Annotated in this window: 3 protein-coding genes, 2 rRNA genes and 1 pseudogene (1 of these 6 running past the window's edge); 4 read left to right on the forward strand and 2 right to left on the reverse strand. The window is 37.9% G+C overall.

Going from position 1 to position 5,000, the window contains the following annotated elements; genetic code table 11:
- Positions 1 to 737, forward strand: a 23S ribosomal RNA gene (locus EGX95_RS27985); it begins 2,186 nt to the left of the window's first position.
- Positions 738 to 786: 49 nt separating this feature from the next.
- Positions 787 to 902: ribosomal RNA gene (gene rrf / locus EGX95_RS27990) — 5S ribosomal RNA — on the forward strand.
- 231 nt (positions 903 to 1,133) lie between these two features.
- Here the strand turns inward: rrf and EGX95_RS27995 are convergent.
- Positions 1,134 to 1,717 (reverse strand): annotated as a pseudogene (locus EGX95_RS27995) (RNA-guided endonuclease TnpB family protein); the annotation flags it as partial.
- Between the two features lie 106 nt (positions 1,718 to 1,823).
- Between EGX95_RS27995 and EGX95_RS28000 the strand changes: the two are divergent.
- Together EGX95_RS28000 and EGX95_RS28005 are read left to right on the forward strand one after the other, a co-directional pair.
- The gene (locus tag EGX95_RS28000; protein ID WP_002029089.1) at positions 1,824 to 2,756 is read left to right on the forward strand and encodes a DMT family transporter; all 933 of its coding nucleotides are present in this window, start codon (positions 1,824 to 1,826) and stop codon (positions 2,754 to 2,756) included.
- A gap of 133 nt (positions 2,757 to 2,889) precedes the next feature.
- Positions 2,890 to 4,046, forward strand: a protein-coding gene (locus tag EGX95_RS28005) for an IS3 family transposase (RefSeq protein WP_085963577.1) whose coding sequence is annotated in 2 segments (ribosomal slippage) — positions 2,890 to 3,142 and positions 3,142 to 4,046 — 1,158 coding nt in all. Because the reading frame shifts where the segments join, the coding sequence is not laid out codon by codon here.
- An 80-nt stretch (positions 4,047 to 4,126) separates the two neighbouring features.
- Here EGX95_RS28005 and EGX95_RS28010 read toward each other — a convergent pair.
- Positions 4,127 to 4,918, reverse strand: coding sequence for a sulfotransferase family 2 domain-containing protein (locus EGX95_RS28010; RefSeq protein ID WP_000460195.1), 792 nt, complete (start codon positions 4,916 to 4,918; stop codon positions 4,127 to 4,129).
- Positions 4,919 to 5,000: the final 82 nt, after the last annotated feature.

The raw sequence follows: 5,000 nt of genomic DNA on the forward strand, positions 1-5,000 counted from the left end.
CTGGTGGGATACCGCCCTGACTGTATTGAAATTCTAACCTACGGGTCTTATCGACCCGGGAGACAGTGTCAGGTGGGCAGTTTGACTGGGGCGGTCGCCTCCTAAAATGTAACGGAGGCGCCCAAAGGTTCCCTCAGAATGGTTGGAAATCATTCGTAGAGTGCAAAGGCATAAGGGAGCTTGACTGCGAGACCTACAAGTCGAGCAGGGACGAAAGTCGGGCTTAGTGATCCGGTGGTTCCGCATGGAAGGGCCATCGCTCAACGGATAAAAGCTACCCCGGGGATAACAGGCTTATCTCCCCCAAGAGTCCACATCGACGGGGAGGTTTGGCACCTCGATGTCGGCTCATCGCATCCTGGGGCTGTAGTCGGTCCCAAGGGTTGGGCTGTTCGCCCATTAAAGCGGTACGCGAGCTGGGTTCAGAACGTCGTGAGACAGTTCGGTCCCTATCCGTCGTGGGCGTAGGAAATTTGAGAGGAGCTGTCCTTAGTACGAGAGGACCGGGATGGACGCACCGCTGGTGTACCAGTTGTTCTGCCAAGGGCATAGCTGGGTAGCTATGTGCGGAAGGGATAAGTGCTGAAAGCATCTAAGCATGAAGCCCCCCTCAAGATGAGATTTCCCATAGCGTAAGCTAGTAAGATCCCTGAAAGATGATCAGGTTGATAGGTTCGAGGTGGAATCATGGTGACATGTGGAGCTGACGAATACTAATAGATCGAGGACTTAACCATATAATATGTAGCAAATGTTATCTAGTTTTGAAGGAATATGCCTTCATAGTTTGGTGATGATGGCAGAGAGGTCACACCCGTTCCCATACCGAACACGGAAGTTAAGCTCTCTAGCGCCGATGGTAGTTGGGACCTTGTCCCTGTGAGAGTAGGACGTCGCCAAGCAAAAACCTAAGTCGTTTCGACTTAGGTTTTTTTTGTGTTTATTTATATATATCAAATGACATAATCCGTAAATTCAGTAATCTTAATGAGAGAAAAGGGTGAAATAGAGACGTTTTAAAGTCAACTACCCCCAGTGAGACAAAGCCTTTCAGTGGGGGCTTGAACTCGAGCGCTAGGTCTTTTCGTCTATCGCTAGACGGTTTGACGCTCTAGTATTCATGCTACCCTACGATTTGTCACGCAACTTACTAATCTATCTACACCTAAATTGCAATTCAAAGCGTTACTCGTAGTCGTGGATGGTTTCTTCATTTGAGAAACATGCATTTCATATGTATCATGCACCTCAAGAACCGACTTTTTTTGCTTCGGTACAATCTCAATGTAGAAGATTTTTTTATGTCTTAAATTTTTCGGCATACGTATTTTAATGGAACCCAATTTTTTCTGAATGCCACATTCATCGGAACCATCCAATACCTGTTATTATCCACTTTAGGGACTTGATAGATTTCAATGATTCGTTTGTCAGTGGAACGAGAATAATTTGGAAACTTCGGACGCCCTGTGAACTTCTCAGGATTTTTCTTCCATTGTTCCAACGCTTTAAAAAAGCTCTTCATTTCTGCATATAAGGCTCTGCGAATCGCTTGAACAGAATTTGATTGAACGCCCCAATCATTCGTATTGGCTTGCATGGCAGTATCTACTTCTTTTACAGTAGCCATCCTGTTATTGTTTAAGTAACTTTGTTTCATCGTGTACAAGCCAACATTTCGCAACGCTTTTGAGCTATGTGACATGCGCTGAAGTAACCCCCCACTGATTAAAGTTTCAATTTATACAATGTCTTTTCACTTTTAAAGGATTTTATTCATCAAAAAATCTATAATTAAGGTAATTAATATATATTATTGATGGGTGTGGGGGATTATGAAAGAAATATGCATGTTATTAGTGGCTGTTATATTATGGGGGACAGCCATTGCGCCAACAAAGTGGGCGTTAGAATCTATTCAGCCATTTACTTTGTTATTTATTCGCCTTTTCTTCGCTGGTGGAATTTGTTTGCTATTTTCATTTAAACAATTAAAAAAGTCGGTTGTACATAAACAAGTGCCGTGGAAAAGAATGAGTTTACTATCTTTTACTGGTGTAGCTGGTTACTTTATGTTCACATCCTACGGTATTTCTTTAACAAGTGGATTACATGTTAGTATTATTGATGCTGCTTTACCGTTAGTTACAATTCTTTTTTCAGCGATCTTTTTGAAAGAAAAAATTCAGCTTAATTATTGGATCGGTATTGTATTGGGAGCTGCTGGAGTACTTCTTATTACCATCCCATCTAGTAACGGTAATCAAGAAGTATCTTTAATAGGAGATACCCTTATTTTATTAAGCACTTTCTTATTTGCTTTCTATACAGTATTGTTGAAAAGACCAAAACAAGAACAGTATTTATCAAACAAGGTTTTTACAACATTAACTTTAATTATTGGAGCTGTTATTTTATTACCATTTGCAATGATAGAAACTTTTTACTATGGTTTCCCAGAAATCGAAACATGGAAGACTGGATTTAGTGTAATGTATCTTGTTATAGGTGCAACAATTTTAGCGTATTGGTTTTGGAATAGAGCATTAGAGACAGTCTCGGCATCAGTAAGTGGATTATATTTAAATGCCTTACCGTTAATAAGTATTCTTGCTTCAATTGCTTTATTAGATGAGTCTTTAACTTGGAAGATAGTAATAGGAGGAAGTTTAGTCTTAATAGGAGTAGGATGGGCAGATAGACAAAAGATAAGTAAGTTATTAAAGAAGAATAACTTGAATAGTAAGGAATGCTAAGTAACATATTGTATATAGTTTAAATATAAAAAAACACCTAATATATTGAAGTGAACCCGAATAGTGGTACATGAAAAAAACACCTCCTGAATTCGCATACTAAGTATGCAAATTCAATGGAGGTGTTTTTGGTTTGAAAACAAGAGTTCATTACCCAGAAGAAATAAAGTGGAAAGTGATTGAAATGAAAAAGGATGGACATTCCAATCGGACAATTATGGAGAAGCTTGGAATTAAAAATGTTTCTCAAATTAAGACATGGATGAAGTGGTATCGCACCGGTCAAACGTACCGTTTTCAACAACCTGTAGGAAAACAATATTCTTATGGAAAAGGGCCAAAAGAGTTAAATGAATTGGAACAGTTACGCTTAGAAAATAAACATCTAAAAACAAAATTACTTGTATGGGGAAAGTATCTAGAAATCGAAAGGGGCTGAAACCAGAAACTGTAGTTACTTTATGGAACGATTTAAAAACAAAGCTAACGGTAAAAGAATTGTGTAACGTATTAGAATTACCCCGGTCCACATTTTATCGTTGGTTACAACGAACGGAAGATCTAAAAGAGGATATAGAAGAGAAAGTAAAGGATATTTGTCTTAGGCATAGATTCCGGTATGGATATCGAAGAGTGACCGCTACTCTTCGAAAAATGGGACTGTGTGTCAATCATAAAAAAGTATTACGAATCATGAGACAAAATCATATTCTTTCAAAAGTACGTCGAAAGAAAAAGAAATATATCAATGGTGCGGAACCAATGGTAGCCCCTCATCGATTGGAGCGCCAATTCGATGCATCCAGACCAAATGAAAAGTGGTTTACGGATGTAACTTATTTATTATTTGGAGAGCGTACCTTGTATTTATCAACGATTATGGATGCCTTTAATCGTGAAATTATTAGTTGTGTCATCAGCGAGTCGCAAACACTGACATTGGCGATGAAGACATTAAAACAAGCAATGAGAGGGCGAAAAGTAAAAGGTGTCCTTCTTCACTCGGATCAAGGAAGTATTTATACAGCAAAAGAATTTCAAGCGTACGCCAAAGAAAACGGCATTATCACCAGCATGTCCCGGAAAGGAAATTGCCATGATAATGCCGTCATGGAAAGCTTCTTTGGTCATTTGAAAAGTGAAGCTTTCTATTCACAAAAGATAACAAAAGTATCCAACACAACTGTGCGAAAGATTGTGCTAGAATACATTCATTACTACAATTGTGTGCGAATTCAAGAAAAATTAAACCACCTATCCCCTAAAGAATTTAGGGAACAAGTGGTTTAGGTGTTTTGATTAGTGTCCCGTTTTCAGGGTTCACTTCATATATTAGGTGTTTTTTATTTGGCAAAGATAATAGATTGAAATCAGTATAGGTATTCTCTACTATATTTATACGTATTGAAATCATTTTGAAATATTGTTTGAACGAGTTGTATACATTCGGTATCATAAAAACTTTCGAAAGTGGGGTAGCGAGGAAATAAAGGGTCAGTAATATCGGCTTCGCTAAAATTCCCTTTATAAATCATGGCGGGAGTTTGATGATGCCATGATATTGAGAACTCATTTATTGGTGCAGTTTTTAATTCGAAACGCTTTTCTAATGCTTTCATATCCTGATCAAAGTTTTCTAAGTATATATAATTGGTCACATATTCTTCTTCACCAGCTATATATTGTTGTGTGAAATGCGGGTTAATATCATTTCCTTGAGCATCATTAATGAATAGATAGTATAGAAATTGTTTAAATGAGAGGCCTTTGGAGGAGTTTTCATCTTGATATAAAAACTTTCGGATGGGCTTCCATTCGGGATTTTCTATATAGGGAGGTGCGATTAAGGATACGAAAGAGCTCACTGCTCGTCTATAAGGGTTACGAACAAGCTTAAAAGTTTCTTTTTGTTTTTCGCGTAAGGCTATACCTAGTCGAACACTATAGGCAGGTGTACTTTTGTATATGTCATATTCATAATTATGAATGAAAGGACTATAATTTAGAGCTGTCTGTAATAAGTCAATCTGATAAAAAAACCACTTAGCAAGAGAAGTACAACCACTTTTTTGGCTCCAAAATAGAATGATAGGAAAATTCTTATGATAATGTGGGTTTCTTGAATGGGCGTTGATGATATGTAATAAGGAAGGATCGAACAATCTCTACACCCCTTTCAGGTATTTTAATTATATGTATGAAAAATAAAGAGGAATATGAGTAGCTGTTTCATCTTTTCTAAAA

Source organism: Bacillus sp. FDAARGOS_527 (assembly GCF_003812125.1).
In the GTDB taxonomy this organism is placed as follows: Bacteria; Bacillota; Bacilli; order Bacillales; family Bacillaceae_G; genus Bacillus_A; species Bacillus_A paranthracis.